Here is a 2,923-nt window from a genome sequence, read left to right on the forward strand (position 1 = left end):
AGCCTGGATATAATCCCCGCCTGTCTTTCAGGTAATAATGACGCTGATCCTGATCATTGATTGTACTGCGGAAGTACATCCCACTGATCTGACCCACACTATCACGCAACGCGAACACGATACAATATTTCCCAAAAGGTTTATATGCCTGACCGCCTTCCCGATTCTTGCCCCAGGGTGACAGTAACCCTACGGACACACATCCAGATATTAACCTATCATCCTTACGTGAACCATGATGGAACTGCGCTGTATTATACCCGATCTCTAACCGCGTAGCATCCAGCCCCCTGCTTGTTATATAATCCTGCGCTGGCTTGCTATTAGGCACCGCATTTCTAAAATAAATGAACATCTGACGTAAGATCTCAGCACGGTCCACTGGTGGTGGTACTGTTGTTGATACGCCACTTATCAGTTCTTTACATTTGAGTATCGCCTCCCGCTTGCTGATCCCTTCTTTGTGCATTACAAAGTCTATCACGTCCAATGGTTTGCCATGTGTCTTACAGTTACTACTAAAACAATAACACGTATGCGTCTTGTAATACACCTGCAAGCTCGGTGTCTTATCCTCATGGAACGGGCAGTGTAACCGCAGGCGCTTGTCCGGTTTTAACCCATAATGCACCAGCACCTGCGATAAGGCCAACTGTTGTTTAATTTCCGCTATTTCCATTCCCTGTCACCTTTTTAACCACCAGTTTGCCTTTACTCACCGTGATCTCTATCGGGTCGCCTACCTTGAACCCTGCCTCCTCCAACCATAAACCACGGACGTTCAACCAGGGTACATTACGTCCCCTGTTCCAGTGGTTAGCTAACTCCTGATACTGACCATGCAGTTTGCCGTGTCTTACTGTTTTTGCCATGTGGATAAGTTTTTATTACTACACTTATGTAGCAAAGTAAACTCTTTTGCAGTAAACCAACAAACTTATATTTCGCACAATAGTGCAATAAAGCATTAAAAACAAACAGACAATGACGCATATAAGTTATTTTTGCTACTACAAACAGACATCTATGTCTCAAAACAACAATTTAGGCAAGCGTATCCTTGACCTGCGTAAAGCGAAGGGATGGTCACAAACGGAACTGGCAGACAAAGTAGGTATTTCTTACGCACAGATAGGACGATACGAGACCAAGGGAGCGCAACCTCCCGCGGAAGTAATAAAGAATATAGCGGAGGTGCTCGATACCTCCGTGGATTTTCTGATTAATGGCAGCTCATCCGATAAAGCCAATGCTACATTACATGACGCTGAAGTGATTAGACATTTTAAAGATATTGAAACACTACCTCCAGAAGATAAAGCAGCGCTGTTAAGGGTTATTTCCGCTTTTATTAGGGATGTTAAAACTAAACAAGCTTATATACATTAAGACGTCTTAAGACCTTTTGCTTCCTCAAACACCAGAACTAAAAAGCTTTTCTAATAAATAACAAAAGTCCTGACCACTTGGTCAGGACTTTTGTTATTTATTAGAAAAGCTTTTTCACATATTACAAACGATTAATTCATTCAGGATCAAACCATCTCCCACTATCAACTACCCTTTTTAGATGTTTAATATTAAAAGTTTTCGATGGCAACTTATCCCTTTTAAATAACACATAAAATATCGATCGAAAGATGTTCGAAAGTTCACTTTCAGAAAGAAAATACTTACCGTAATCAAACGAGTCTAACGAAAAGTCGAACTCGTTTGCCAAATCCTCCATCAATGTTGCGGCATCAATTCCATTAATTCCTAAATCATCGAAAATAATGCTTTCTTCAGTTAAATCTATTCCTCCACATTTTAAACTGATATATGCAATTAACTCGCTTATCTGTGTGTCCTTTCTCATATTTATGGATTCTCGTACATTAAATTTGGATCATAAGGAGAAAATGGGCTATTAATCGATTTGTTATAGTTTAAAGCACCCAATGTCCCCCCTCCTACTGTATTCAACAGTCCTAGTCCAATTGCTTGATTTTGCCATGTTCTACCTATAATTGTAGCGCTTCCTGTACTATATAACGTCGCCCAGTTCTTACCGTTCAATAATCTTGGAACATTATGATTCAGCTGTACAAAAAGCCCTGCCTTCACGCGTTGAGAAACATTTCCTGCGAATCCCGCCTCAACAGCTCTAGCAGTATAAGTATTTAACTTTTTTGCAGCTTCCCCTAATACCTTTACACCTAGTTTAGTCTTTAGTACTCCTCCGACCGTACCATGGTAAAGTAAATTCAGACCTTTAGGAACCGGAATTAGAAAAGACTCAATTGTATAATCTGGCTTTATTCCATCATAAAAGATTTCTTGCTGTTCATTGCCGTCTGCATCAACGCTTAAATTTCGTCCTTGTTTAAATGCTTCCAATCTTCTTTCATTCCAATTGTCAAGCAATATACTTCCTGTTTCAGGTAACCCATTAGATTTAAAATGTTGATCAGAATTGATTACTTCAAATCCAATATTACCTGATTCATCAGAAAATAACTGTTGCCGATCATAATTGACATGAATATTACTTGACAACCTATTTCTGACCTCTCCTCCATTTTCTTTAACAAACGCTTTTGCCGCCTGTCTCTGCTCTGAAGTTGATCCAAATAGACCGAAAAAAAGATCTCCGTCTGGATCAATATTACTAATTGGATTATTGCCCATAACTGAGTAAGATGATATTCCCTCAATAGGCTTTGGATCTAAATTCCAGCGCCGTCCTATCCTGCTATCATACTCCCAGAACTCAGCGGTATAATTACTGTTTCCTACCTCCGTCGATTTCTCCTGCCCATTGAACCCATACCTATACCCTCCCAAACTCCATTTCCTATCCAGGCTGCAACAGCCCGAACGGATTTTTTACTCAAAGAACTCTCCTCAAGATATAGTTTTTTATTTCATCTGTATTTCAGTT

Annotated in this window: 5 protein-coding genes; 1 reads left to right on the top strand and 4 read right to left on the bottom strand. The window is 40.0% G+C overall.

What is annotated here, in order from left to right; translation table 11 throughout:
• On the bottom strand, positions 1 to 679 hold a 679-nt coding region (locus K1Y79_RS28980), incomplete at its 3' end, for a CHC2 zinc finger domain-containing protein (protein ID WP_236059927.1).
• Complete coding sequence (locus tag K1Y79_RS28985; protein WP_220253729.1) at positions 660 to 872, bottom strand: SymE family type I addiction module toxin; 213 nt, start codon at positions 870 to 872, stop codon at positions 660 to 662. The genes K1Y79_RS28985 and K1Y79_RS28980, both read right to left, overlap by 20 nt.
• Before the next feature lie 154 nt (positions 873 to 1,026).
• On the opposite strand from K1Y79_RS28985, the gene K1Y79_RS28990 reads away from it, so the two are divergent.
• Positions 1,027 to 1,389, top strand: coding sequence for a helix-turn-helix domain-containing protein (locus tag K1Y79_RS28990; RefSeq protein WP_220253730.1), 363 nt, complete (start codon positions 1,027 to 1,029; stop codon positions 1,387 to 1,389).
• A gap of 136 nt (positions 1,390 to 1,525) precedes the next feature.
• Here K1Y79_RS28990 and K1Y79_RS28995 read toward each other — a convergent pair whose 3' ends face one another.
• Entirely contained in the window at positions 1,526 to 1,858 is a 333-nt protein-coding gene (locus K1Y79_RS28995; RefSeq protein WP_220253731.1) for a DUF1493 family protein, read from the bottom strand.
• 2 nt (positions 1,859 to 1,860) lie between these two features.
• Positions 1,861 to 2,826, bottom strand: coding sequence for an RHS repeat-associated core domain-containing protein (locus K1Y79_RS29000; protein ID WP_220253732.1), 966 nt, complete (start codon positions 2,824 to 2,826; stop codon positions 1,861 to 1,863).
• Positions 2,827 to 2,923 lie beyond the last annotated feature (97 nt).

This window comes from Chitinophaga rhizophila (assembly GCF_019492185.1).
GTDB lineage: Bacteria > Bacteroidota > Bacteroidia > Chitinophagales > Chitinophagaceae > Chitinophaga > Chitinophaga rhizophila.

What these genes read in the sequence shown, in the direction of transcription:
- K1Y79_RS28985 (WP_220253729.1), bottom strand. Translation starts at nt 872, where the DNA reads ATGGCAAAAACAGTAAGACACGGCAAACTGCATGGTCAGTATCAGGAG.
- K1Y79_RS28990 (WP_220253730.1), top strand. Translation starts at nt 1,027, where the DNA reads ATGTCTCAAAACAACAATTTAGGCAAGCGTATCCTTGACCTGCGTAAA.
- K1Y79_RS28995 (WP_220253731.1), bottom strand. Translation starts at nt 1,858, where the DNA reads ATGAGAAAGGACACACAGATAAGCGAGTTAATTGCATATATCAGTTTA.